At 68.3% G+C, this 23,504-nt stretch carries 23 protein-coding genes; 14 read left to right on the top strand and 9 right to left on the bottom strand.

What is annotated here, in order from left to right; genetic code table 11:
* The first annotated feature begins 34 nt into the window (after positions 1 to 34).
* Positions 35 to 574, top strand: a complete 540-nt coding sequence (locus tag OG205_RS01230; RefSeq protein ID WP_330274342.1) for a TetR/AcrR family transcriptional regulator — start codon at positions 35 to 37, stop codon at positions 572 to 574.
* Here the strand turns inward: OG205_RS01230 and OG205_RS01225 are convergent.
* On the bottom strand, positions 571 to 711 hold the full coding sequence (locus OG205_RS01225; RefSeq protein WP_330274341.1) for a hypothetical protein: 141 nt from the start codon (positions 709 to 711) through the stop codon (positions 571 to 573). The two genes, OG205_RS01230 and OG205_RS01225, sit on opposite strands and share 4 nt — an antisense overlap.
* A 67-nt stretch (positions 712 to 778) precedes the next feature.
* On the opposite strand from OG205_RS01225, the gene OG205_RS01220 reads away from it, so the two are divergent.
* Positions 779 to 1,387 carry an alpha-ketoglutarate-dependent dioxygenase AlkB gene (locus tag OG205_RS01220; protein ID WP_330274340.1) on the top strand — a complete coding sequence of 203 codons (609 nt, stop codon included), beginning with the start codon at positions 779 to 781 and terminating at the stop codon, positions 1,385 to 1,387.
* Here the strand turns inward: OG205_RS01220 and OG205_RS01215 are convergent.
* Positions 1,353 to 2,300 carry an SDR family oxidoreductase gene (locus tag OG205_RS01215; RefSeq protein ID WP_330274339.1) on the bottom strand — a complete coding sequence of 316 codons (948 nt, stop codon included), beginning with the start codon at positions 2,298 to 2,300 and terminating at the stop codon, positions 1,353 to 1,355. The two genes, OG205_RS01220 and OG205_RS01215, sit on opposite strands and share 35 nt — an antisense overlap.
* 138 nt (positions 2,301 to 2,438) lie before the next feature.
* Here OG205_RS01215 and OG205_RS01210 point away from each other — a divergent pair, with 138 nt between their 5' ends.
* Positions 2,439 to 3,278 carry a helix-turn-helix transcriptional regulator gene (locus OG205_RS01210; protein ID WP_330278078.1) on the top strand — a complete coding sequence of 280 codons (840 nt, stop codon included), beginning with the start codon at positions 2,439 to 2,441 and terminating at the stop codon, positions 3,276 to 3,278.
* On the opposite strand, the gene OG205_RS01205 is transcribed toward OG205_RS01210, so the two are convergent.
* The 3 genes from OG205_RS01205 to OG205_RS01195 all read right to left on the bottom strand — a co-directional run bounded on the left by OG205_RS01205 (position 3,250) and on the right by OG205_RS01195 (position 6,936).
* Positions 3,250 to 3,819 carry a TMEM175 family protein gene (locus OG205_RS01205; RefSeq protein WP_330278077.1) on the bottom strand — a complete coding sequence of 190 codons (570 nt, stop codon included), beginning with the start codon at positions 3,817 to 3,819 and terminating at the stop codon, positions 3,250 to 3,252. The genes OG205_RS01210 and OG205_RS01205 overlap by 29 nt on opposite strands.
* A gap of 31 nt (positions 3,820 to 3,850) precedes the next feature.
* The gene (locus OG205_RS01200) at positions 3,851 to 5,479 is read right to left on the bottom strand and encodes a PHP domain-containing protein (RefSeq protein ID WP_330274338.1); all 1,629 of its coding nucleotides are present in this window, start codon (positions 5,477 to 5,479) and stop codon (positions 3,851 to 3,853) included.
* 71 nt (positions 5,480 to 5,550) lie between these two features.
* Positions 5,551 to 6,936, bottom strand: a complete 1,386-nt coding sequence (locus tag OG205_RS01195; protein WP_330274337.1) for a PP2C family protein-serine/threonine phosphatase — start codon at positions 6,934 to 6,936, stop codon at positions 5,551 to 5,553.
* A gap of 137 nt (positions 6,937 to 7,073) precedes the next feature.
* On the opposite strand from OG205_RS01195, the gene OG205_RS01190 reads away from it, so the two are divergent.
* Positions 7,074 to 11,219, top strand: coding sequence for a HAMP domain-containing protein (locus OG205_RS01190; protein WP_330274336.1), 4,146 nt, complete (start codon positions 7,074 to 7,076; stop codon positions 11,217 to 11,219).
* A gap of 368 nt (positions 11,220 to 11,587) precedes the next feature.
* On the opposite strand, the gene OG205_RS01185 is transcribed toward OG205_RS01190, so the two are convergent.
* Positions 11,588 to 11,956 carry an STAS domain-containing protein gene (locus OG205_RS01185; RefSeq protein WP_319981202.1) on the bottom strand — a complete coding sequence of 123 codons (369 nt, stop codon included), beginning with the start codon at positions 11,954 to 11,956 and terminating at the stop codon, positions 11,588 to 11,590.
* 95 nt (positions 11,957 to 12,051) lie between these two features.
* Here OG205_RS01185 and OG205_RS01180 point away from each other — a divergent pair, with 95 nt between their 5' ends.
* Positions 12,052 to 12,447 carry an ATP-binding protein gene (locus tag OG205_RS01180; protein ID WP_330274335.1) on the top strand — a complete coding sequence of 132 codons (396 nt, stop codon included), beginning with the start codon at positions 12,052 to 12,054 and terminating at the stop codon, positions 12,445 to 12,447.
* Between the two features lie 112 nt (positions 12,448 to 12,559).
* Complete coding sequence (locus tag OG205_RS01175) at positions 12,560 to 12,910, top strand: STAS domain-containing protein (RefSeq protein ID WP_319981204.1); 351 nt, start codon at positions 12,560 to 12,562, stop codon at positions 12,908 to 12,910.
* On the opposite strand, the gene OG205_RS01170 is transcribed toward OG205_RS01175, so the two are convergent.
* On the bottom strand, positions 12,907 to 13,791 hold the full coding sequence (locus OG205_RS01170; protein WP_330274334.1) for a Ppx/GppA phosphatase family protein: 885 nt from the start codon (positions 13,789 to 13,791) through the stop codon (positions 12,907 to 12,909). The genes OG205_RS01175 and OG205_RS01170 overlap by 4 nt on opposite strands.
* Positions 13,792 to 13,900: 109 nt before the next feature.
* On the opposite strand from OG205_RS01170, the gene OG205_RS01165 reads away from it, so the two are divergent.
* The 3 genes from OG205_RS01165 (at position 13,901) to OG205_RS01155 (ending at position 17,294) form a co-directional block, all read left to right on the top strand.
* The gene (locus tag OG205_RS01165; protein ID WP_330274333.1) at positions 13,901 to 14,884 is read left to right on the top strand and encodes a hypothetical protein; all 984 of its coding nucleotides are present in this window, start codon (positions 13,901 to 13,903) and stop codon (positions 14,882 to 14,884) included.
* A 4-nt stretch (positions 14,885 to 14,888) separates the two neighbouring features.
* Entirely contained in the window at positions 14,889 to 15,875 is a 987-nt protein-coding gene (locus tag OG205_RS01160; RefSeq protein WP_330274332.1) for a GNAT family N-acetyltransferase, read from the top strand.
* Between the two features lie 213 nt (positions 15,876 to 16,088).
* Positions 16,089 to 17,294 (top strand): glycoside hydrolase family 88 protein, encoded by a 1,206-nt coding sequence (locus OG205_RS01155; protein WP_330274331.1) that lies wholly within the window; start codon positions 16,089 to 16,091, stop codon positions 17,292 to 17,294.
* Here the strand turns inward: OG205_RS01155 and OG205_RS01150 are convergent, their stop codons facing one another.
* Complete coding sequence (locus OG205_RS01150) at positions 17,295 to 17,849, bottom strand: hypothetical protein (RefSeq protein WP_330274330.1); 555 nt, start codon at positions 17,847 to 17,849, stop codon at positions 17,295 to 17,297. It abuts the gene before it with no gap.
* A gap of 25 nt (positions 17,850 to 17,874) precedes the next feature.
* Between OG205_RS01150 and OG205_RS01145 the strand changes: the two genes are divergently transcribed.
* The 5 genes from OG205_RS01145 (at position 17,875) to OG205_RS01125 (ending at position 22,476) form a co-directional block, all read left to right on the top strand.
* Complete coding sequence (locus OG205_RS01145) at positions 17,875 to 18,540, top strand: response regulator transcription factor (protein ID WP_319981210.1); 666 nt, start codon at positions 17,875 to 17,877, stop codon at positions 18,538 to 18,540.
* Positions 18,537 to 19,817 (top strand): HAMP domain-containing sensor histidine kinase, encoded by a 1,281-nt coding sequence (locus OG205_RS01140; protein ID WP_330274329.1) that lies wholly within the window; start codon positions 18,537 to 18,539, stop codon positions 19,815 to 19,817. Before OG205_RS01145 ends, OG205_RS01140 begins: the two co-directional genes overlap by 4 nt.
* Before the next feature lie 423 nt (positions 19,818 to 20,240).
* Positions 20,241 to 20,858 carry a DUF4360 domain-containing protein gene (locus OG205_RS01135; RefSeq protein WP_442916726.1) on the top strand — a complete coding sequence of 206 codons (618 nt, stop codon included), beginning with the start codon at positions 20,241 to 20,243 and terminating at the stop codon, positions 20,856 to 20,858.
* Positions 20,859 to 21,059: 201 nt separating this feature from the next.
* Entirely contained in the window at positions 21,060 to 21,572 is a 513-nt protein-coding gene (locus OG205_RS01130) for an ATP-binding protein (RefSeq protein ID WP_319981213.1), read from the top strand.
* Between the two features lie 277 nt (positions 21,573 to 21,849).
* The gene (locus tag OG205_RS01125) at positions 21,850 to 22,476 is read left to right on the top strand and encodes a DUF4360 domain-containing protein (protein ID WP_330274327.1); all 627 of its coding nucleotides are present in this window, start codon (positions 21,850 to 21,852) and stop codon (positions 22,474 to 22,476) included.
* Positions 22,477 to 22,560: 84 nt separating this feature from the next.
* On the opposite strand, the gene OG205_RS01120 is transcribed toward OG205_RS01125, so the two are convergent.
* Positions 22,561 to 23,388 carry an extensin family protein gene (locus OG205_RS01120; protein ID WP_330274326.1) on the bottom strand — a complete coding sequence of 276 codons (828 nt, stop codon included), beginning with the start codon at positions 23,386 to 23,388 and terminating at the stop codon, positions 22,561 to 22,563.
* Between the last annotated feature and the right edge of the window lie 116 nt (positions 23,389 to 23,504).

The raw sequence follows: 23,504 nt of genomic DNA, 5'->3' as shown, positions 1-23,504 counted from the left end.
TGGAGCGTCGCTCCAGAGCGGTACTCTAACCCTCATGTCCGACCGACGACAGTCTCTCCTCGACGCGGCGCTCAAGCTCGTCGAGGAAGGCGGCCTGGACGCCGTCACGATCGCGGCGCTGACCGAGCGGTCCGGCATGTCGAACGGCAGCATCTACCACCACTTCGGCAGCCGCGCGGGCGTGTTCGCGCAGCTCTACGCCGACAGCTACGCCCGGTGCGTCGCCGCGATGCTGCCCGCCCTGAAAGCGGATACCGCAGCCGCGGGCGTGCGCGCCCTGACCCTGAGCTACCTCGACTGGGTCATGGCGAACCCCAGCCGGGCGCGCTTCCTCTACGCCGCGCCGGACCACGCCGATCCGGCGGCCAAGACGGCGGAGTTCGCGCCGGTCCTGGCCTGGTTCCTCGACCGGATGGCGTCCGGCGACCTGCGCGCGGTCCCGCCGTGGGCGTTGGAGCCCGTGGTGATGGGACCGGCGCACGAGTCGGTGCGCAGGTTCCTGCTCGGGGTGTTCGACCTGGCCGAGGCCCGCGAGATCGTCGCGGACGCCGTGTGGGCCGTGCTGAAGCCCTAGTCCGCGGAAGCCTTCGGTTCCGGGAAGACGACGATGCCGTTGACACTTCCCAGTTGCACGACGGTGCCGAACACCGTCCCGCTGATGATGCTGGTGGTCCGTTCAGCCTGCACTACCTCGTCGTCATCCCCAGTCATGCCGTCATTATCAGCTACGAACGACCTTGCTTGGCCATAGAACACCTGTTCGATTATGCTGCGGTCCATGCGCCAGGGATCACTGTTCGACCTGGACGCGGAGCCGGAACTGGCCCCGCTCGCCCCGCGCCGCACCGAACTCGGCCACGGCGCGTGGATCGACGTCCAGCCGGGCTGGCTGGCGGGCGCCGACGCGTTGTTCGACCAGCTCGTCGACGAGGTGCCGTGGCGCGCCGAACGCCGCCAGATGTACGACGCCGTGGTCGACGTGCCGCGCCTGCTCTGCTTCTACAGCGGCACTTTGCCGTTCGACGTCCTCACGACGGCCCGTGACGCACTGTCCAAGCACTACCTGCCCGAGCTGAACGAACCGTTCACGACCGCCGGGCTCTGCTACTACCGCGACGGCCGGGACAGCGTGGCGTGGCACGGCGACACGATCGGTCGCGGCCAGACCGAGGACACGATGGTCGCGATCCTGAGCGTCGGCACCCCGCGTGCCCTGCTGCTGCGGCCGCGCGGAGGCGGCGAGACGCACAAGTACGCGCTGGGGCACGGCGATCTGCTCGTGATGGGCGGCTCCTGCCAGCGCACCTGGGAGCACGCCATCCCGAAGACCTCGAAGGTCGTCGGGCCGAGGATCAGCGTGCAGTTCCGCCCGCACGGAGTCCGCTAGCGACCAGTTCCTCGGACACCCGCCACACCCGCTGGGCCTCGTCCGTGCCGCGCAGACGGCTGTAGAGAGCCTGCTCGGCGGGCGGCCCGCTGAGGTGGCCGAAGCGACTCGGGCCGTAGAACGTGCCGGCCTCCGGCGCCGTCGCGGCGAGCAGTGCCGGGAGCTGGGCGGACTCGACGGTGCCGAGGATGCCCACGCTCGAAAAGACCCGCACCGCGCGCACACCGAGCGTGTCTTTGGCGCGGCCGACCTCGGGACGGGCCGCGAGCAGGTTGGTGGGGGCCACACCGGGATGGGCGAGGTTGCTCGTGATGCCCCAGCCACCGGCCTCGCTGCGCCGGGCGAGCTCCAGTCCGAACAGGCCGAAGGCGATCTTCGACTGGCTGTAGGCCTTGCCGCCGTTGTACGAGCGCTCCCAGTTCAGGTCGTCCCAGTTGATGGCGTTCTGGTTGGCGGCGACGCTGATCTGCGAGGTCACCCGCGCACGACCGGCCTTCAGCAACGGCAGCAGGTGGCCCACGAGAGCGAAGTGGCCCAGGTGGTTGGTGCCGAACTGCAGCTCGAACCCGTCCGCGGTCGTCTGCCGTTCGGGCGGGGTCATGACGCCCGCGTTGTTGACGAGAACGTGGATCGGCTTGCCCTCCTCCAGCAACACCGAACCCAGGGCCGCGACCGAAGCCAGCGAGGAGAGGTCGAGCGAACGCAACGACACGTCGGCGTCCGGGGTCTGCCGGCGGATCGCGGCGATCGCCGCCTCGCCCTTGCGCTGGTTGCGGACGGGCATGACGACCTCGGCCCCGGCCTCCGCGAGCCGTCCCGCGATGCCGAGTCCGACACCGTCGCTGGCACCGGTGACGACCGCCCGCCTGCCGGTCAGGTCCGGGACCTCGACGTCGAACTTCCTGCTGGCCATCGCGCACTCCCCTGCTCGTTGTGGTGTCGTCCTCCACAGTGGCCGGACCAGCATGACCGCATCCAGGACCTCTCGCTCCGTGGCTACGACGGCGCGCGCACGTTAGAAATCAGGGGGACGAGAGGAGCCGACGTGGCGATCGACCGAGCAGGCCTGGCGGCGTTCCTGCGGCACCGCAGGGAGGCGTTGCAGCCCGAGGACATCGGACTCCGGCGCGGACCGCGACGCAGGACCAACGGCCTGCGCCGCGAGGAGGTCGCCGCCCGGTGCAACATGTCCACCGACTACTACGCGCGCCTGGAACAGGAACGCGGAACGCACCCGTCCGAGCAGATGATCGCGGCCATCGCCCAGGGCCTGCACCTGTCACTGGACGAGCGCGACCACCTGTTCCGGCTCGCCGGGCACAGCCCACCCCACCGCGGCTCGCTCAGCGAGCACGTCACTCCTGGCCTCGCGCGGATCTTCGACCGCCTGCAGGACACCCCGGCCGAGATCGTCACCGAGCTGGGCGAGACGCTGCGCCAGACCCCGCTCGGCATCGCGCTCACCGGGGACGCGACCCGCCACACCGGTCCGGCCAGGAGCCTCGGCTACCGCTGGTTCACCGACCCGGCGGCCCGCGCGCTGTACGACCCCGCCGACCACGCGTTCCTCGGCAGGATGTTCGCCTCGGGCCTGCGCGAAGCCCTTACGCGACATGGCCCCGGCTCCCGCGCCGCGCACTACACCGACCTCCTGCTCGCCCGCAGCGAGGAGTTCCGGACCGTGTGGGACGCCCAGGAGATCGGCCTGCGCCCGAAGGAGTTCAAACGGTACGTCCACCCGAGCATCGGCGCGCTGGAACTGCAGTGCCAGACGTTGCTCGACCCCGACCAGAACCACTTCCTGCTGGTCTACACCGCCACGCCCGGCACCGAGAACTACGAGAAGCTGCGGCTGCTGGCCGTCATCGGATCCGCTGCGCCAGCGGGCTGACCAGCAACAGCAGCAGGCCCCAGTAGCTGATGAACGGCGACAGCACGAGGGCGATCAGCAGCACGACGGTCGGGGTGATGGCCCGCAGCACCACCGGCCGGGAGAGTCCTTGAGCCTCGACCGCCAGCTCCGGGCTGCCGTGCACGAGCAGCGTGATCGCGGTCAGCAACATGCTGCTGACGGTGATCGTGCCGATGTAGAAGAACTGCGTGAAGTGGTCGTCACCCGGCCTGCCGACGAGCTCGGTCGGGAACGGCAGGATCACGATCGTCAGCAGCCACGCCATGTTCAGCGTCACCAGCGTGCCGTTGTACTGCTTCACGTTCTCGAACAGCCGGTGGTGGGTGAACCACAGGTGCGCGATGACCGCGAAGCTCAGCAGGAAGCTGAAGATCTGCGGCCAGTGGTGGGCGACGAGCTCGCGCGCGGGCTCGGAGCCCGGTTCCGAGGTGATCTCCACCAGTGGCAGCACCAGCAGCGTGATCGCGATGGCGACCACCGCGTCGGTGAACAGGACCAGGCGGTCGGGCTCGCGCTTCATGGACACCCGACCACCGTAGTCCTGAGAGGACTCAGATCACGTCCACGAACACCGGGTTGGCGTAGAACCACAGGTCGGCCCACGGGTCCGAGTTGGCGATCTCGTCGACCACCGGATCACCGGACGACGTGAGCCGCTTGCCATCACTTCCCCGCAGCCGCAGGTAGAACGACCGCTCGACGTTCTTGAACGTGTGCGTGAACCGGATCTTGCCGGTGCGCGGCACCTCGAACGTCTTCGCGACCGCGGTCTCCGGCGCCAGGAACAGGTCGCGGTCCGCGGACGGACCGGTCACCGGGCCCGAGATCAGGTCGACCTTGGCCAGCACGGGCTTGGAGCCGGAGAAGTTCGGGCCGTCGGCGCGGTCGATCTCGATGGTGATCTCGACATCGCCGCCACGGCGCACGAACGTCCGCCCGCCCAGCGTCACGCCGCGCAGGTCGTCACGCGACCGCACGCGCAGCTCCAGGCCGTCGATCAGGCGGCCGTGCACGGTCAGCACCTTGCCCGACTGCAGGCCGCGCATGATGTCCACATAGGACTTCGACCGCGCACCGACGACGTTCGCGCCGTACTGGCCGGGAAAGAAGTCGCCGTAGGCCGTCTGCTTGACGCCCGAGTCGATCGGCGCGCCCTTCGAGCCGGTCGTGGCGTAGTCCTGCTTTCCCGGCGTGAGGGTGTCGTTGAAGACCTGGTGCACGTCCGAGTTCGCGGTGATCCACCACGGGCGTCCCTCGGCGAGCAGCGAGTCCCACAGGCCGCCGACCTTGGCGGTCATCCAGTCGAACCCGCCGTGCGTGCGGTAGGACTCCGCCGGATAGCCGGGGAATGACTCCGGCAACGGGGCGGCGGTGTCGTAGTAACCGCGGGCACGACCGGAACCGCCCGCGGACTTCGGCGTGCCGGCGGCCTGATGACCGGGCGCGCCCTCCATGCCGACCGCGACGCCGGGGGCCGCGTCGCGCCAGCCGCGGATCTCGTGCGGGCTGTCCACGCCGCGCCGTGACGGGTGGTTCGCGAACATCAGCGCGATCTCGGTCCGTCCGGAGAGGACCTGCGCCTCCAGATATCGCAGCGCGGCCAGGGCGAGCGACTCGGTGTTGTTCGCGATGCGGCCGTCGTAGGACAGCTCGAACGCTTTCAGGATGTCGACGGTGTGCTTGCCGGGCGGCATGAACACGGTGGCGTGCTCCGCGCCGGGGATGTTCCACTCGAGGCCCTGGTACACCAGCACGTCGCGCTGGGACCGGCGGACGCGCTCGATGTCCGGCGTGATCTGGTCGATCGAGAACTTCTGGTGCGCGACGCCGCCGTGGTCGGTGATCACGACCCAGTCGAGGCCGAACTCGTGCGCCTTCCCGACCTGCTGCGCGATCGTGTACTGGCCATCGTCGGAGTACTGGGTGTGGATGTGGTGGTCGCCCGCGTACCAGCGCTCACCGCCGCCCCAGGGGTTGACCGGGACGTGCGCCTCGGCCTTGCCCGTGCCGGCGGCCACGGCTCCGACGGCGCCGGCCGCGATGCCCAGGCCGGCGAGGAACCTGCGGCGTTCGACCGACGACGGACGGTCGTCCCCGGGATCGAGCCAGCTGCCCTCCACCGGCTCTACCTCGTGGTGGTGGGTGTGATCACCGTGCGAGTGATCGTGAGAGTGGGACATGCGCAGATCTCAACCGGTCAAGCTTGCGTGGCAAACGAACGGACGATGAACGCTTGTACCGGGAATTTCACTCACACGGCCTGGACAGCCAGCAACGCCAGGTCGTCGTGGTCGTCGTGGTCCAGCCACTTGAGCACGACCTGCTCGCAGTGACGCGCGATCTCCTCCGCCGACAGTCCCTTGCACTCCTTCAGCAGCGCCTTCATCCGCTGCTCGCCGAACAGCTCCGTGCGATCGGTGTGCGCACGTGCCTCGGTGAACCCGTCGCTGTAGAGCACGAGCGTGTCCCCCGGCGCCAGCGTGACCTGCTCGCCGGAGAACCGGACGTCCGACAGGATGCCGACGATCGCACCGGGCGCGCTCACCTCGTGAACGCTGCCGTCCGCCCGCAGGATCATCGGTGCGGGATGGCCGCCGGACGCGAGCGACAACCGCGCGCCGCCGTTGGCCAGCGGCACCAGTTCACCGACGACGATCGTGGTGAAGAGCTTCGAACCGGTGGCGCGCAACGAGGTGTTCAGCAGGTGCAGCAGCCGCACCGGGTTCGTCTCGACCAGGGACAGCGCCTGCAGGGACTGCCGGACGCGTCCACTGTGGACCGCGGCTTCCAGGCCGTGGCCGCAGACGTCGCCCAGCGCGAACGTCGCCGAGCCGTCCGTGCGCGGGTGCACGTCGTAGAAGTCGCCGCCGACCATCGCGCGCTGGTGGGCGGGGATGAACACCGAGGCCATTGTCACACCGCGCACCTCGGGCAACGGCAACGGCAGCAACGCCGAGCGCAGCACCTCGATCGTCCGCTGCTGCTCGGTCAGCCTCGACGACGACTCCAGCGCCATGGCGGCGTGCTTGCCGAACAGCCGGACGCGTTCGACGTCGTTCGGCGCGAAGTCGCCCTTGCGCGCCACGACCAGCGCACCGCCGACGCCCAGCGGCACGGCCAGCGCGCAGCCGAAGTCCTCCGGCACACCCCAGCTGCCTTCACCCAATGTGGTGATCCTGGTCAGCGCCGCCGTGCCGGTCAGCACCTCGGCGATCTCGGAGGCCCTGCGCGGCGTGCGCACGACCGTCGGTTCGCCGCCGCCGCACCGCCACCACTCGAGCCGGTCACGGGTGGCGGGCACCACGGCGACGCAGTGCTCGCCCAGCAACTCCGCCGCGAGCTGCACGATCGTCTTCAGGGTCAGTTCCCGCGACGTGCCGCCGGCGAGCCGCAGGTGGGCGTGATCGAGCGTGGAGTCCGTGAAGTACCAGGCACTCCAGCCCTCGCCGAGGTCGTGCTGACGGCCCGCGACGTGCACGTCGAAGTGCCCGCCGAGACCGAGCCGGGGGAACCGGTCGGCGGCCGCGGCGTTGCGCACGCGCACCACACCTGCCGGGTCCACGACGAGGACGGCCTCGCGCAGCCCGTCCACGAGCCGCTGCCAGCCTTCGAGGTCGATCCCGACGGCGCTGCTCATCGGCAGTCGCCCAGCGCAGCCGGCCGAATCATCACGGCCTCCTGCGGATAGTTGGCGTGCATAGCGGCATCAAGTTACCTCGCTCCCAACCTAACGTGGCAGGCTTGGCCGCGACCACCGAGGCACGGAGGCTTGGAGTGACCACGGCCAACGAAGAGACGGACGCGACCCTCGAACGGGTTCTCTCCGCCATGAGAGATCTGCGGGACGGCAACTTCCGCCGCAGGCTCGTCGTGCCGGGAAACGGGCCCGTGTCGGCCCTCGCGGACGTGTTCAACGAGATCGCGGAGCGCAACCAGTGGCTCGCCGGTGAGCTGGGCCGGGTCCGCCAGGCGGTGGGTCAGGAGGGCAGGCTCACCGAACGGGTGGCGCCCGCGGGCACCGCCGGTGGCTGGTCGCTGATCGCGGACTCGGTGAACGGCCTGGTCGAGGACCTGATGCGGCCGACGAGCGAGCTGAGCCGCGTGCTCGCCGCCGTCGCCGAGGGCGACCTGACCAAGCGCATGTCGGACCAGACGCTGCGCGGTGAGTTCGCGACGCTCGGCTCGACGGTGAACGGCCTGGTGGACCAGCTGTCGAGCTTCGCCGACGAGGTCACGCGTGTCGCCCGCGAGGTCGGTACGGACGGTCGCCTGGGCGGTCAGGCGAAGGTGCCCGGCGTGGCCGGCACCTGGCGCGACCTGACCGACAACGTGAACTCGATGGCGAACAACCTGACCAACCAGGTCCGCAACATCGCCCAGGTCGCGACGGCGGTGGCCAACGGCGACCTGACGCAGAAGATCACCGTGGACGTCTCCGGCGAGATGCTGGAGCTCAAGAACACGCTGAACACGATGGTCGACCAGCTGTCGTCGTTCGCCGACGAGGTCACCCGTGTCGCCCGTGAGGTCGGCACGGACGGCAAGCTCGGTGGTCAGGCGAAGGTTCCCGGCGTCGCCGGCACCTGGCGCGACCTGACCGACAACGTGAACTTCATGGCGGACAACCTGACCACTCAGGTCCGCAACATCGCCCAGGTCACGACGGCGGTGGCGCTCGGCGACCTGACCCAGAAGATCACCGTCGACGCCCGCGGCGAGATCCTGGAGCTCAAGACCACGATCAACACGATGGTCGACCAGCTGTCGAGCTTCGGCGACGAGGTCACCCGTGTCGCCCGCGAGGTCGGCTCGGACGGCCGCCTCGGCGGTCAGGCACAGGTGCCGGGCGTCGCGGGCACGTGGCGCGACCTCACCGAGTCGGTGAACGTCATGGCGAACAACCTGACCACCCAGGTCCGCAACATCGCCTCGGTCACCACCGCCATCGCGCGCGGCGACCTGACCCAGAAGATCACGATCGACGCCCGCGGCGAGATCCTCGAACTCAAGACCACGATCAACACGATGGTCGACCAGCTCTCCTCGTTCGCCGACGAGGCCACGCGTGTCGCCCGCGAGGTCGGCACCGAGGGCAGGCTGGGTGGTCAGGCGACGGTGCCGGGCGTCGCGGGCACGTGGCGCGACCTGACCGACAACGTCAACTTCATGGCGAACAACCTGACCAACCAGGTCCGCAACATCGCGCACGTCGCCACCGCCGTCGCGAACGGCGACCTGTCGCAGAAGATCACCGTCGACGCGCGCGGCGAGATCCTGGAGCTCAAGTCCACGCTGAACGTGATGGTCGACCAGCTGTCGTCGTTCGCCGAGGAGGTCACGCGTGTCGCGCGTGAGGTCGGCACCGACGGCCGGCTGGGCGGTCAGGCCCGCGTGCAGGGCGTCGCCGGCACGTGGAAGGACCTGACCGACAACGTCAACCTGATGGCGGACAACCTCACCAACCAGGTCCGCAACATCGCCGCCGTCGCCACCGCCGTCGCGAACGGCGACCTCTCGAAGAAGATCACCGTCGAGGCGAAGGGCGAGGTCGCGGCTCTCGCCGAGACCCTGAACGGCATGGTCGACACGCTGCGCGCGTTCGGTGACGAGGTCACCCGTGTCGCGCGCGAGGTCGGCACCGAGGGCATCCTGGGCGGCCAGGCGCGCGTGTCCGGCGTCGCCGGCACGTGGAAGGACCTCACCGACTCGGTGAACTTCATGGCGGACAACCTGACCAACCAGGTCCGCAACATCGCCCAGGTCACCACCGCCGTCGCGCAGGGCGACCTGACGAAGAAGATCGACGTCTCGGCGCGCGGCGAGATCCTGGAGCTCAAGACCACCATCAACACGATGGTCGACCAGCTCAGCTCGTTCGCCGACGAGGTCACCCGTGTCGCCCGCGAGGTCGGCACCGAGGGCAAGCTCGGCGGCCAGGCCGAAGTCGACGGCGTAGCCGGCACGTGGTCGAAGCTGACCGACAACGTCAACCAGCTCGCCTCGAACCTCACGACCCAGGTCCGCGCGATCGCCGCCGTCGCCACCGCCGTCACCGCGGGCGACCTGACCAGGCAGATCACCGTCGACGCGTCCGGAGAGCTCGCGGAGCTCAAGGACAACGTCAACCAGATGATCGCGAACCTGAAAGAGACCACGCGCGCCAACCGCGAGCAGTACTGGCTCAAGACCAACCTGGCCCGCCTGTCCGGCCTCATGCAGGGCCACCGCGACCTGCGCGCGCTGGCTTCGTTGATCATGAGCGAGCTGACGCCGCTGGTCAGCGCCCACCACGGCGCGTTCTTCCAGATCGAGGAGGACGAGTCCAAGCAGTCCCTGGAGCTCACCGCCTCCTACGGCTTCCGCCTGGACTCCGCCCGGATGACCCGCGTGGCCATGGGCGAGTCGCTGGTCGGCCAGTCGGCGCTGGAGAAGAAGACGATCCTGGTCACCCAGGTCCCCGGCGGCTACCTGACCGTCGCCTCCGCGCTGGGCGAGTCGGCCCCGGTCAACCTGGTGATCCTGCCGATCCTGTTCCAGGGCGAGACCCTCGGCGTGATCGAGCTGGCGTCGCTGAACGAGTTCTCCGACGTCCACCTCGACCTCCTGGACCAGCTCAAGGAGGCGATCGGCGTCAACGTGAACACGCTGCTCGCCAACTCCCGCACCGACGCCCTGCTGGTCGAGTCCCAGCGCCTCACCACCGAACTGCGCGCCGGTTCCGAAGAACTCGAGGACCGCGCGCGGCAGCTCCAGACCGCCTCGAAGTACAAGTCCGAGTTCATGGCGAACATGTCCCACGAACTCCGGACTCCGCTGAACTCGTTGCTGATCCTGGCGAAGCTGCTCGCCGACAACCTCGACGGCAACCTCAACGCCAAGCAGGTCGAGTTCGCCCGCACGATCCACTCGTCCGGCTCCGACCTGCTGCAGCTCATCAACGACATCCTCGACCTCACCAAGGTCGAGGCGGGCCACATGCAGCTGCACGAGGACCCGGTCCGCCTGGACGAACTCGTCCGCTACGTCGAGACCCTCTGTCTCCCCCTGACGGCCGAGAAGAACCTCGAGTTCTCCGTCCGCGTGGACCCGAACGTGCCGGAAACCCTGCACACGGACGAACACCGGCTCCAGCAGATCCTGCGCAACCTGCTGTCCAACGCCGTGAAGTTCACCCACGACGGCGGCATCCGCCTGCACGTGCGCATGGACGACCCGTTCACCGTGGCGTTCGACGTGCACGACACCGGCATCGGCATCCCGGCCGAGAAACTCGCCGTCATCTTCGAGGCCTTCCAACAGGCAGACGGCACCACGTCCCGCAAGTACGGCGGCACGGGCCTGGGCCTGTCCATCAGCCGTGAACTCGCTCAGCTCCTGAACGGCGCCCTGCGCGTCCGCTCCGAGCCGGGCATCGGCTCGACGTTCACGCTCTGCCTGCCACTCGGCAAGGTCATCTCGGACAGCTTCGTCCTGCCCGAACCGACCCCCATCGTCATGCCCGCCCCGGTTCTGGCCGCCTCCGGCTCAATGCGCTTCCACGGCGAGAAGGTCCTCGTGGTGGACGACGACCTGCGCAACGTCTTCGCCCTCACGAGCGTGCTGGAACTGCACGGCCTAGAGGCCATCTACGCCGACAACGGCATAACGGGCGTGCGAGCCCTCGAACAGTACGACGACGTGGCCATCGTCCTGATGGACATCATGATGCCGGAGCTGGACGGCAACGCGACGATCTCGGCCATCCGTGCCATGGAGCGCTACGCGGACCTCCCGGTCATCGCCGTCACCGCCAAGGCGATGAAGGGCGACCGCGAGAAGTCCCTGGCTTCCGGCGCCACCGACTACGTAACCAAGCCAGTCGACACCGAACACCTCATCCGCCTGATCGCCTATTACCTGGGAATTTCAGGAGAGGCGTGACAAAATGGACCACCGCCCGCGCGGAATGGGCAATGGCGAAGCCGAGGCGTGTGAACCATGCCCGCCTGATCAGCGGTGATGACGCAACCAATCCGGCGATTGGGGCTTGACTTTGAGTGCGAGATGCTACCGTTGAAGGGATCGGCCGGGCACTTATGCCCGGCCTTTTAAGGTCGATAATGCATCTCGCAAGAGGCTCAAAGTCAAGCCCCAATCGCTATCGTCGCGAAGCGGTGATGAATTGACCCGGCCCGGTACTGCCCGCGCAACCACCCTCGCAAGGTGACTGATCGCACGGCAGGCGACCACCCCGCTGGAACGCGACATGCCAACGCAAGCCGACCCGCGATGCCCCCGGAGAGCAGCCCTCACCGAGTGGAGTCGACGGCTTCCTGAACAGCCAGGTCCACCGACTCGTGCAAGCTCAACACCTCAGCCACATCGGCCAGCTCGAACAACCGCCGAACCGGCCCCTGAGCGGCAGCGACCCTCAACTGCCCCCCACCCTCGGCCAGCCGCCGATGCCAGTCCAGCACCAGCGCCAGCCCGGTCGAGTCCATGAAGGCCAGTTCGGACAGATCCAGCACGGCGTGGACCCCGGTGACATCGGAATCAAGCCGCGCGGACAGCAAGGGGACGGTGTCGATGTCCAGCTCACCGGCGACGGCGAGAACACGCCATCCCCGCTGGACCTCGCTGCCGACGTTGAGCTCCATCGTCGCCGTTCCTTCCGCCACGCCCGACTCGTGCGACCCAAATCGTGCAGCACGATGCTCGACCATGCGACCACCGGGGGGCTGAAAGATCCGAACGGCGCGCCGGATGTGCGACGATGCGCCTTGTGTTGAACGACCCACTGGCCGAGGTGCGGGTGATCCTGACCGCCGAGGGTGGCTCGTGCGCTCGCGCACGTCAGGTGGTGCGCGAGGCCGCTACCTCGTGGGAGTTGTCCGAGGACCTGACCGACGACGCGCAGCTCGTCGTGACGGAGCTCGTGTCCAACGGCATCGATCACGGTGAGGGACCGATCACACTCACGGTGAGCCGGAAGGCGGGCGGCATGCTCGTCGAGGTGCACGACGAGTCGTCGAAGCTGCCTCAGCTCAGACCCGTGGACCCCACCAGCGCGCGTGGCCGGGGCATGCAGCTCGTGCAGGCGCTGAGTGTCCGCTGGGGCACGACACCGCAGCGCGACGGCAAAGTGGTCTGGGCGCAACTGGAAGCCTGACGACGGGTGTCCGAGCCCGTATGACGATCAAGATGTGCTGACCTGCTGAAACCCGGTTCGGCTTGTGACGATCCGGCGGTCACGCGTACGGTCGGTGCGGACGGGAGTCCTTATGAACCAGCTTCGACAGAGAACTACCTACGTCCAGTCCATCCCGATCGTCTCGCTCACGGGCGAGATCGACATGTTGTCGTCGGCCCCGGTGACCAGCAGGCTCGCCGAGTTGCTCGACCGCAAGCCGCCCGCACTGGTCGTGGACCTGCGGGAGGTGCGCTTCTTCGGCTCCGAGGGAATCCGCGCGCTCGTGGAGACCCAGGCCCAGGCCGACGAGCTCGGCATCAGGTTCGGCGTCGTCAGCGACACGAGAATCGTGTTGCGTCCGTTGGAGATGACGGCCGTCGACCAGTTGTTGTTGCTGTTCAACGACGTCGACGACGCCGTCACCGCGCTGAAGAGTTTCTAGGCGGCGGACGAGTTCCTCGCGCGAGAGCGCTCCACCAGCGAGAGCAACAGCCCTTCCTTGGTGGACCACGGCGAGATGTCCACGACGTCGTGGCCAGAGACCTTCATCAACCCCTCCGCGACCACCGCGCCCGCCAGCGACTGCTGGGCCCGGTGGCGGGAAATCCCCGGCAGAGCGGCGCGTTCGCGCACCGAGAGCTTCGCGAGGCGCGGAATCCACTTCTCCAGGTCCTTGAGCCGCAACTGGCGCGGCGCGTAGGTGCCGTTGCGCGCGCCGGCGAGGCGGGCCAGCTGTTCGAACACCTTCGAGCACCCGACCGCGCGAGCGCTCTCACCCCAGGGGAACGCGGACTCGAGCCGCTCGGCCACCTCGGCGCGCATGTCCGTGACGGTCAGGCCGGTGCGGGTCAAAGTCCTTGCCCCCAAAGGCAACGACACCGCGCGCTCGGGTTCCGCTCCGGAGCCGGCGGCCAGTTCGACGGTCCCGCCGCCGACGTCCAGCACGACCATGGGGCCCGCGCTCCAGCCGAACCAGTGCCGGGCCGCGGCGTACGAGAAACGTGCTTCTTCCTTGCCGGACAACACTTTCAGGTCGACGCCGGTGCGTCTGGCGACCTTGCGGATGACCTCGGCGGAGTTCGAGCTGTCGCGCACGGACGAGGTGGCGAAGGGCAGGAACGGAACGTCGCCCGCCTCCTTGCGCGCGGCCAGCACGGCGGCGCAGAGCGACTCGACGCCGTCGCGGCTGATGGCCCCGGCGGCATCCAGTTCCCGGTCCAGCCGCAGCCGGACCTTGTGGGACACCAGCGGACGCATCAGGTCTCGTTCCACGACCACCAGGTGTGCGCTGAAGCACCCGACGTCCAGAACTCCGACCGTCATCCGCCACCTTCCTTCTACCAAGTGTTCTTTACCTCATCGGCGCCCATTGTGCGGAACTGAGCACCCGAACGCGCAATCTTGCCCTGATGAGATGCGTTACAGTCACCGAATGTCACTGGCGGAGATACCTTCCCGGCTCGAACACGCCCTCGGCAAGGCTCGATCCGGCGTAATCGTGCTCGCGGTGCACGGTCTCTCCTCGGACGTGGCCAAACAGTCGTGGTTGTCCGCCTCCGTCTCCACGCTGTCCTCGACGGTGCCGTCGGCGTCCGCGACGGCGCTGCTGACCGCGCTGACCGGCGTCCCCGCCGACGTCCACCGCGTGCCGGGAACGGTGTACCGCAACGGATCCGGCCTCGTGCACGCCATCAAGGGCATGCCGGCGATCCCGAACCTGACGACCGTGCTGGAACGTCACAGCGCGACCGTGCTGGCCCGCGAGCTCGACCTGCTCGAGGGAACCTGGGCGCAGGCCCTGCTGCGAGGGTGCACCCGGATACCCGCGCACGCCCCGCACAAACTCGCCGCCCAGGCCGAGGACCCGCCGCTGCTGGTCGCGAACGTCGTCGCCGACCTCGACAAGGCGCTCAAGGACTCCAGGTTCGTCTGGACCTACGTCAACGTGGGCGACCACGTGCGCCGCCACGGTTACGACGAGTCGGTGCACGAGGCCATGCTGCGCCTGGACGCCCACGCTTCCCGTTGGGCCGCACAGGGTTGGACCGTCGTCGCGCATTCGGACCACGGCATGGTCCCCGTCGACCCGGACCCGGAACTCGTCGAGGCCTGGGACGCGATCGTGCGCGAGGAGTGCGTGATCCCCTCCGGCGGCGCGGGACGCACGCGGTGGCTCTACCCGAAGGCGGACCGCCTGGAGGTCGTTTTCGACCGCGTGGCAACGACTCTGGGCGACACGGCGACCGTGCACCACGCCACCGATCTCGGGCTGCCCCAGCCGGAGGCGGGCCCGGTCGTCGCGGTGGCCGCGTCGCCGAGGTTCCCGCTCCCGGATCCGTCCGTCCGCTACGAGAACGGCGGCCTGAGCCGCGACGAGATCGACGTCCCCTTCGCGGTCTGGCAAGCCGTACAGTGACCGTGTGCACGTCGAATTCTCCAACACCATAAGGGAAATCGATTCTGCCGATTGGGACTCCGTGGTCCGCGACGCGGGCGCGCCGGTCTTCTACCGACACGCCTACGTCAGTGCCTACGAGCAGTCGCCGCTGACGACGGTCGACGCCTTCGCGTACTTCGTGGTGCGCCAGGGCGACAAGCCGGTCGCGGTCATGCCCGCCTACCTCCAGACGGCCGCGAATCCGTTGCGCCGCCTGCACGAGGCCTATCCGGACGCGGCCGGCCAGCCGGCGCTGCTCAGCCACACCTGGCACTGCTACGACGCGCACGTGCCCGCCACCGCGGAGGTGCTGCCGAGACTGCTGGACGCCATGGTCCTCACGGCGTCGATCCTCGGTGCGCGCTGGTGCGGGTTCATGAACGTCCAGCGCGGCAACGCTTTGTCGCACGCGCTGAGAGCGGCCGGGTTGCCCGCGCGTCACCTGACCGACCGGTGGGCCACCGGCCTCACCACCTACGAGCACTACCTCGCGAGCCTGAGCCTGCGCGCCAGAGCGAACGTGCGGCGCAACGACCGAAGAGCGGCAGAGGCGGGCGTAGCGATCGAGGTCCTGCCCGTCCACCACGCCTCGCTCGACGAGATAACCCTGCTGTGCGTCAAGACCGCCAGCCGCTTCGAGAACAACGGCTACTACCCGGGCAAGGCCTTCGCCAGGTTCGTGACGGCGCTCGGCGACCTCGCGCACGTGATCGAGGTGCGGCAGCACGGCAGGCTCGTCGCGGCCGGCGTCTGCCTCACCGACGCCACCCGGTTCCACACCTGGACCTGCGGCGTCGACTACGCCGTGGACGGCAACTACAGCCCGTACGGCGTGCTGTTCGCGGAGTCGGTCCGGCTCGCGATCCGCCTCGGCAAGTCCACGCTGGAGGGCGGGCGCGGCAACGCCGCCTTCAAGCGGCGGCACGGCCTGAGGCCATGCCATCTGGACGCCGTTCTCCACCGCGTCTGAACGGCGAATTGTTCACAAGGATGAACAATGGGTTTTACAACGTCGGATTCCAGGAAGTTCATATATCTGATCAACTCGGATGGGTGCCCTTTACGCTGTTCAGCGGCCCAGAGCAAGACAAAGGAATCAATTTTTGACGCACCTTTACACGCGTTGATCCGATCTGGCATCGTGGCGCCGGGCGCAAGACAATGAAAGGGACTGGACGGTCTCGTGAATCTGTCTCGACGCACCCTTCTGGCGTCCGCAGCGGCCACTCCCCTGCTCACTGGAGCAGGAGTCGCCATCGGTGCGGGAGAAGCCGCAGCTTCGCCCGCGAAACTCCGTGCGGCCCTCGACTACGGCAACAGCAAGCTGAAGGCGGTCGCACCGGGCATCACCTCGTTCCCGGAGATCACCAGGGCCGAGAAGTGGACCTACGTCGCCGACGGCGGCTGGATCGGCGGCTTCTGGCCGGGCACGCTGTGGCTCGCGCACCTCGACAGCGGCGACGCGCAGTTCCGCGCTCTCGCCGAAGCCGCCAACGACAGGCTGGCGCCCAGAAGGCTTCAGCCGCGCGACCACGACCTGGGGTTCCTCTTCTACCCGTCCTGGGTCACCGCGTACCGGCTCACCGGCGACACCAGGTGGCGGGACGGCGCCATCGACGCGGCGAACACGCTGATCCAGCGCTGGAACCCGGTCGGCAAGTACATCCGCGCGTGGGGCGCGCTGGGCACGCCGGGCAACGCGGGCCGCGTCATCATCGACACGATGATGAACCTGGACCTGCTGGCCTTCGCCACCGAGCAGACCGGCGACCGCAAGTTCCTCGACATCGCGATCGCCCACGCCAGGACCACCCAGACGCACTTCGTCCGCCCGGACGGCTCGACCCCGCACGTGTTCGACTTCAACCCGGACACCGGCGCGGCGATCGGCCCGAACACGGTGCAGGGCTACAGCCCGACGTCGTGCTGGGCGCGCGGTCAGGCGTGGGGCATCTACGGCTTCACGACGATGTACCGGCGCACGGGCCTGCGCGAGTTCCGCGACACCGCCCGCAAGCTGTCCGACTACGCGCTGTCGGTGCTCACGCCGGACAGCGTGCCGGTGTGGGACTACCGCACGCCGTTGGGCGTCAACGACATCAAGGACTCGTCGGCGGGCGCGATCATGGCGTGCGGCCTGCTCGACCTGGCCAAGGCCACCGGCACCGACCGCTACCGCGACCGGGCGCTGAAGATCCTCGACGGCCTGGTCGGCACGTGTCTGACGACCAGGTCGACGCGGGCTGAGGCGATCCTGGCGCGCGGCACCCGCAACCGCCCGTCCGAGGACGGCGTGGAGATCTCGCTGCCGTACGGCGACTACTACCTGTACGAGGCGATCCTGCGCGTGCTCAAGCCCACGCAGATCTCCAAGGCCATCGGCCTGTAGTCACTGCTCGACCACCTTCGCCGTCGGCCCGTTGTTCCAGGTGGCTTCCAGCCTGGACAACCGGCCGGCGGCGTTGCGGAAGTTCACCACCAGCGGCCCGCCTGGCTGTTCCACCGACACCGAGTACCCGTCCGCGGGGGTGGCCGACAGCGCCTGCACCCCCTGCGGCCGGTAGCGCACGACCACGTCCCCGCCCTGCAGGTGGAACGCGTGGACGTAGGAACCGTCCGACTGCCATTCCCCCTGCGGAAGTTGAGCCGAGGAGGGACGCGCATCCGTACTACTGGGAGGAGCCGGAACAGCGGACGTAGTGATCTCAGGAGGCCTGGTGGACGACGGCGTGGCAGGCGACGTACCGACGGAGGGACCCGATTCGGGCGGCGGGACGCTGATCGAGGTGACGGTCGGCATCGGCAGGACGGCCGACCCGGTCGTGACCTGCACGGCGGCGACCGGGGCGGGTTCCATCGCCCATCGGATGCCGAACCAGGACAGGCCGATGGCGACCGTGGTCACCAAAGCCCAGGCGACCAGGTATCCGACCGACCGTCTCACTGCGACAATCCTCCTGTAGCGGCTCATGGCATCAGTACTGCTCGTCGAGGACGACCCGGTGGTGCGGGCGGCGATCACGCGCGCCCTCACCGGCCAGGGCCACATCGTGCACGGTGTCGCGCTCGCGATCGAGGCCCTGCGCGAAGTCACCGCCAACTCCTACGACGTCGTGGTGCTCGATCTCGGGCTCCCCGACCTCGACGGCGGTGACGCGCTGCGGATGATCCGAGGCGTCACGAACACCCCGGTGGTCATCGCGACCGCCCGCGACGACGAGGCCGAGATCATCCGGCTGCTCAACGCGGGCGCGGACGACTACCTCGTCAAACCCTTCTCCAGCGAGCACCTCGAAGCCCGCCTGCAGGCGGTGCTGCGACGCGCCCGCGACAGCAAGCAGCTCGTCATCGGCGGCCTGGAGATCGACGTGAACCTCCGCAGGGCCACTGTGGACGGCCAGGAGCTCTCGCTGACGCACAAGGAGTTCGAGCTGCTCTCCTACCTCGCGGCACGACAGGGGGAGGTGGTGCCGCGGGCGGAGATCCTGGCGAGCCTGTGGCCGTCCAACCGCGACGACCAGACGCTCGACGTGCATCTGTCCTGGTTGCGCCGCAAGCTCGGTGAGCGGGCCGCACAGCCTCGTTATCTGCACACGGTGCGAGGAGTCGGCGTGCGCATGGTCGCTCCGCAATGAGGCGGTCACTGGTGCTGGTCGCTCTCGCGGCGACCAGCATGGTGGCACTTGCGTTCCTCGTCCCGCTCGCGATCGTCGTGAAGAGCTCCGCGTACACCCGCGCCCTGAGCGAGGCGGAGAAGCAGGCCAACGCGATGACGCAGACGTTGCTGATCACCCGCAACCCGCAGGAGATCCGCAAGGTGATCAGGAGCACCCGGTACGGCGGTCAGCAGCGGCTGGCCGTGCACCTGAGTGTCCCGGCCGGCACCTACGGCTACTCGCACATCACGGCGGCGGACCTGGACGAGGCCCGGAAGCTCGCGACGGCGTCCACGGTCGAACGCCCCGATGGCGTGGCGTATCTGCAACCGCTCGCCAACAGCGAGAGCGGGCTCGCGATCGTCGAGGCGTTCGTGCCGCACGAGCAGCTCACCCACGGCGTCATCGGCACGTGGTGGGTTCTCGCCGGCGTCGCGGTCGGCCTGGTCGCCGGGTCGGTGCTCGTCGCCGATCGCCTGGGCGCACGGGCCGTCAAAGCCACCAGGGCGCTGGCCGAGGGCGCGCGCCGGATGGGTCAGGGCGACCTGACGGTCCGCGTTCCGGTGAAGGGACCGCCCGAGATCAAGGAGGTCGGCAAGGCCTTCAACGCCATGGCCGAACGCGTCCGGCACCTGCTCGCCGCCGAACGCGAGGTGGTCGCCGACCTCTCGCACCGCCTCAGAACGCCTCTCACGGCCCTTCTCCTGGACGCGGACACCCTCGGCAGTGGTCAAGGGGCGGATCGGGTCCGCGAGGCCGTCCACGGCCTGGAGAGGGAGGTCGACGAGATCATCAAGACGGCCCGCTCCGGCCTGCAGCCCGACAACTCCGGCACCGACGCGGCCGGTGTGGTGCGCGACCGGCTGGTGTTCTGGTCCGCGCTCGCCGACGACCAGGAACGGCCGTGGACGGTCCGCGGCGCCGACAAGCCCGCGCCGGTACCGCTCACCCGCGCCGACCTCGCGGCCGCGCTGGACGCCTTGCTGGGCAACGTCTTCCGTTACACGCCGGAGGGCACGCGGTTCGCCGTGACGCTGGTGCACCAGGCCGACCTGGTGGCGCTGGTGGTCGAGGACGCGGGCCCCGGCATCGCGGACACCGAACGGGCGGTGCGGCGCGGCGCCAGCGGTGGCGGTTCCACGGGGCTGGGGCTCGACATCGCCCGCCGCGCCGCGGAAAGCACGGGTGGCTCTCTCCACGTCGACCGCGGGCCGCTGGGTGGGGCTCGCGTGCAATTGAGGCTCCGGAGGCTCTAGGGCGCCCTTCTCGGGAGCCGAAAGACGAACACCGCCGGCGGCGCGGACCGTGGGACGGATCCGACGCCGCCGGCGGGCACCGGCCGGCCGCGCTACACCGCTGCCGCACCACCGAGTCCCGAGCAGGAGGGAGGAACCCGATGAGCAGTGCGCGCTTGCCTTCCCACACCGGTGAAACGAGGTGGATCTGCCGGGGCTCTCGGCGCCAGGTGTGGGGTTCCGGTGCATTCAGTGGAGCTGGGTGATCTTTTTGCGATCTGACATGAAGTTAGCCGACCGCTGATCGTCGCCAATCCACCGTTCAGACGATTAATCCGTTTTAAATATATTTAAGTTCGCCCGGTCGGTCGTCCACGACTTAAGTCAATTTAAGATAACGTCACCCGCACGCCGCCATCCCCGTTCGAAATTGAAAGGCCACTCATGCTCAGTGCGATGGCTGCTACGGGTTTGGCACTCTCCCTCCTCGTCGCCCCCGAGGCGCGGGCCGACGAGGTTCCGCCCGGCAAAATCACGGTCGACGTCGTCACGGTGAACGGTTCCGGCTGCCCCGCCGGAACGGCCGCGGTAGCGGTTTCGGACGACAACACGTCATTCACGGTGACGTACAGCGACTACACCGCCCAGGCCGGTTCCGGATCGACACCGACGCAGTTCCGCAAGAACTGCCAGCTGAACCTGCGCGTGCACTACCCGCAGGGCTTCACCTTCGGGATCGCGAAGGCCGACTACCGCGGGTTCGCGCACTTACCCAGAGGGGCGCGCGGCATGCAACGCGCCAGCTACTACTTCGCCGGCCAGTCGGCCACGGTCACTAGCACGCACAACATCGCGGCCCCGACGAGCGACAACTGGCAGTTCACCGACTCCACCGACGTCGCGGAGATCGTCTTCGCGCCGTGCGGGGCGGTGCGGCACCTGAACGTGAACACCGAGGTGCGGGCGTTCACGAACGCGTCGAACCAACCGTCATTCGTGTCGATGGACTCCACCGACGGCAGCGTCAAGACCCGGTACCAGTTCGCCTGGAAGCGATGCTGACCCGAAATGATCACGGAGAGGGCCCGGCGCTATACTCACAGTGAGCATCGGGCCCTCTCTTCGTGACCCGCACGTGACTTTTGACGGGTGAGTCAACCGGACCATTGCTTCCCGCGTATACCCATGTAGATTCCCGCTCACCGTGACGGCCATTCGGGTGACTGTCGCGGACTCGCGCGCCGCACGCGAAACGGAGGCAGCATGCAGGCGAACGCCCAGACCGCCCAGGTCGACGACCTGACACTCATCGCGCTGCCCACCGCGGTGAACTGCGCGGATCTGTTCGTGCGCTTCACCCTGGGTGAATGGCGCCTTCGGAACATGACCGCGGAGTGCTCGGCCGTGGCTTGCGCACTGGTCGAGGCAGCCATCGAATCGGCAGATCCCAAGACCTCGCGGCTCATCACGCTGCGACTGCGACTGAGCGGCGACTACCTCGTCGTCGAGCTGGAGGCAGCCAGGTTCATCATGCCGCCCACCTCGCCTGACCTGCGCACCGGCGAACTGCAGCTCGGTGGCGGCATCAAGCTGATCTGGTGCGAGATGCAGCTGCCGACCGGCGTGAACGCCAACGCGGTGCCGCTGCCCCGGCGCGAGAAGCGCCGCTCCCCCGCGGCCGAGGCGCTGGGCGACGAGCCGGACGTCGATCCCGAGCTCATCCAGCGCATCCTGTTCGGCCTCGGCGGCTCGATGGGCAACGGCCAGCAGCGCTGACCAAGGTTTCACCCGCGAGGGCGCGTCCGTCAGTGGACGCGCCTTTGTTGCGTTTTCGTCAGGTTCACCGCGTGGACGCTTCACGAATTGATTTTAGGGTTCCTGAACAGCATTCCCGCGACCTGGGTGGCAATTAACCGACGAGCGCGAAGAAGTATTCGTGAGCACGTTCTCACGGCAATGTTGCTCTGGTTGGCGGACGGTTCGTCAACAACCTTTCCGATACGGTCTCGTATCACGCCGCCCGAACTGTCCTGCACATTCGGAAAGGTGTCCCATGATTAGCATGCTGGCCGCAGCCGGCCTGGCTCTGTCCACCATCGTCATTCCCCCGGCAGCGGACCCGCCCCCGACGGGCCAGATCACCATCGACGTCGTCACGGTCAACGGCTCCGGCTGTCGTGCCGGCACGGCCGCCGTGGCGGTCTCCCCGGACAACAAGGCGTTCACGGTCACCTACAGCGACTACCTGGCGCAGGTGGGCCCGGACTCGCGGCCGACCGATTTCCGGAAGAACTGCCAGCTGAACCTGAAGGTCAACGTTCCTGGCGGATTCACCTTCGGCATCGCACAGGCCGACTACAGAGGTTTCGCACACCTGGAAAAGGGCTCGAAGGGCACCCAAAAAGCGAGCTACTACTTCCAGGGAATGTCGGACACCGACCAGCGCTCGAAGACCTGGAACGGCGCGCTGAGCGACGACTGGCAGGTCACGCACAAGACCGACGTCGCCTCGATCATCTACCACCCGTGCGGCGCCAAGCGGAACTTCAACATCAACACCGAACTGCGGGTGGACAAGGGCACGTCCGACCCGAAGAAGACCAGCTTCATGGCGATGGACTCGACGGACGGCTCGATCGAGACCATCTACCACTTCGCCTGGAAGACGTGCCCCAGATAGTCCGGTAGATCAGGTACACGGCGCCCTCGCACAGCAAGGCCGGAGCCCAGGAGGCATGGGCTCCGGCCTTGCTGCTTCCCCAGATCAGATGTTCTGGTTCGCGAAGCCCTTGGTCGCGATCTTCGACAACATGCCCTGCCACACCGAGGTGCTGGTGTGCGGGTCGCCGGTCACACCGAGCGCGGACTTCAGGCCGTTGAACGCGCTCTGCGTGTTCGGGCCCCAGATGCCGTCGATCGCGAGGCCGGACGCGCGGAAGTTGTTGCAGGTGCCCTGGACGAACTTGGTGTCGGCCTCGGAGTCCTTGAGCACGCGCACCGGCATGCCACCGAAGTCGGAGTGGATGTGGTCGCGGTGGTCGGCGTTGTACCAGCCGTCGAGCACGTAACGGAACCGGCGGCGGCACACGGCCTCCGTCGCGAGGTAGCGCTTGCGCAGCGCCGCGGTGCCCGACGCGTGGTGCTGGTCGAGCGGCGAGGTGACGTTGCCGTTGGACCAGCGCACGTGGTCGAGGTCCATCGCGGTGCCGGCGCCGTGCTGGCCCGCCTTGTCGACGTAGAAGCCGGCGGAGACGATGTAGCTGATCGAGCCGTAGCTCGACGAGAGCGAGCGCAGGTCGCGGACCCAGGCGACGAGCGCGTTGTAGAACGCGTCGGTGGCCTGCCAGTTGAGCGCGGTCGTGTTGCCGCGGTTGGAACGCCAGTAGTAGACGGGAGTGCCGTCGATCTTCTGGAACGTCATCATCGCCAGCGCGCCGACCTCGGCGGCCTCGATCTCCGCGGGCGAGTGCTGGTCGTTGGGCGTGGGGGCGGCACTGGCCAGCCCCGGAGCGATGGTGGACAGGCCGGCGAGCCCGGCGACGGCCGCCGCGCCCGTGACGAAGCCGCGCCTGGTGACGTTGTTCTCGAACACCCCAGTACTCCCTCTGCGTCCAAGCCGGTGGCGGCAGGACGAAGGGCCTGTCTCACCTACCGGCCCGACGGAGTCTAGGGATCACGTCCGAATGGCGGAATCGCGCCTGACCTGCG

Source organism: Lentzea sp. NBC_00516 (assembly GCF_036346835.1).
Classification (GTDB): Bacteria; Actinomycetota; Actinomycetes; order Mycobacteriales; family Pseudonocardiaceae; genus Lentzea; species Lentzea sokolovensis.
Note: the sequence above shows the minus strand (reverse complement) of the source record. Positions and strands in the feature narration are given on the sequence as shown.

Excerpts from the sequence above, each read along its gene's own strand:
- OG205_RS01230 (WP_330274342.1), top strand. The coding sequence starts at position 35 with ATGTCCGACCGACGACAGTCTCTCCTCGACGCGGCGCTCAAGCTCGTC.
- OG205_RS01225 (WP_330274341.1), bottom strand. The coding sequence starts at position 711 with ATGACTGGGGATGACGACGAGGTAGTGCAGGCTGAACGGACCACCAGC.
- OG205_RS01220 (WP_330274340.1), top strand. The coding sequence starts at position 779 with ATGCGCCAGGGATCACTGTTCGACCTGGACGCGGAGCCGGAACTGGCC.
- OG205_RS01215 (WP_330274339.1), bottom strand. The coding sequence starts at position 2,300 with ATGGCCAGCAGGAAGTTCGACGTCGAGGTCCCGGACCTGACCGGCAGG.
- OG205_RS01205 (WP_330278077.1), bottom strand. The coding sequence starts at position 3,819 with ATGAAGCGCGAGCCCGACCGCCTGGTCCTGTTCACCGACGCGGTGGTC.
- OG205_RS01200 (WP_330274338.1), bottom strand. The coding sequence starts at position 5,479 with ATGTCCCACTCTCACGATCACTCGCACGGTGATCACACCCACCACCAC.
- OG205_RS01195 (WP_330274337.1), bottom strand. The coding sequence starts at position 6,936 with ATGAGCAGCGCCGTCGGGATCGACCTCGAAGGCTGGCAGCGGCTCGTG.
- OG205_RS01180 (WP_330274335.1), top strand. The coding sequence starts at position 12,052 with ATGCGCCTTGTGTTGAACGACCCACTGGCCGAGGTGCGGGTGATCCTG.
- OG205_RS01175 (WP_319981204.1), top strand. The coding sequence starts at position 12,560 with ATGAACCAGCTTCGACAGAGAACTACCTACGTCCAGTCCATCCCGATC.
- OG205_RS01170 (WP_330274334.1), bottom strand. The coding sequence starts at position 13,791 with ATGACGGTCGGAGTTCTGGACGTCGGGTGCTTCAGCGCACACCTGGTG.
- OG205_RS01165 (WP_330274333.1), top strand. The coding sequence starts at position 13,901 with ATGTCACTGGCGGAGATACCTTCCCGGCTCGAACACGCCCTCGGCAAG.
- OG205_RS01145 (WP_319981210.1), top strand. The coding sequence starts at position 17,875 with ATGGCATCAGTACTGCTCGTCGAGGACGACCCGGTGGTGCGGGCGGCG.
- OG205_RS01140 (WP_330274329.1), top strand. The coding sequence starts at position 18,537 with ATGAGGCGGTCACTGGTGCTGGTCGCTCTCGCGGCGACCAGCATGGTG.
- OG205_RS01135 (WP_442916726.1), top strand. The coding sequence starts at position 20,241 with ATGCTCAGTGCGATGGCTGCTACGGGTTTGGCACTCTCCCTCCTCGTC.
- OG205_RS01130 (WP_319981213.1), top strand. The coding sequence starts at position 21,060 with ATGCAGGCGAACGCCCAGACCGCCCAGGTCGACGACCTGACACTCATC.
- OG205_RS01125 (WP_330274327.1), top strand. The coding sequence starts at position 21,850 with ATGATTAGCATGCTGGCCGCAGCCGGCCTGGCTCTGTCCACCATCGTC.